The organism is Planctopirus hydrillae (genome assembly GCF_001707835.1).
GTDB classification, from domain to species: Bacteria; Planctomycetota; Planctomycetia; order Planctomycetales; family Planctomycetaceae; genus Planctopirus; species Planctopirus hydrillae.
The window spans coordinates 1-329 of the sequence record NZ_LYDR01000018.1 but is presented as its reverse complement, the minus strand read 5'-3'; the positions used below and the strand labels follow the sequence as shown (position 1 = coordinate 329).

Genomic DNA, 329 nt, shown 5'->3' with positions numbered 1-329 from the left:
ACGTGCCTAAAATTGAATCGACCAAGCAGGCCCCCCCTGATCCCGCGCAATTGGTTCAAACTGCACCGACACCATCGGGCTCGGCATCAGTGGCAAGCACGTCTGCCGACAGTGCGGTGCCCTCAGCGCAACTCGGCGGGCTTTCCATCAGGCCGCGGCTGTTGGGCCGAGCCTCCACAGCCAATCCCTCAGCGGCATCGTCCAGCAACGCAAAGAACGTCAGGGCGGCGCTCTTTGCCGCGCAGTCAGTTTCGCAAGGGCCAGATCCTGCCGAAGTATTGGTCAAGGCCTCATCCAGGCTGAAACGCTTCAACGACTTGGCACAAAAA

1 protein-coding gene is annotated in these 329 nt (G+C 60.5%); it reads left to right on the top strand.

Annotated elements, in window-relative coordinates; genetic code table 11:
• Window positions 1-2: 2 nt before the first annotated feature.
• Window positions 3-329 (top strand): T3SS effector XopP-like protein (locus A6X21_RS25845; protein WP_498072425.1); only part of this gene is annotated, 327 nt, incomplete at its 3' end.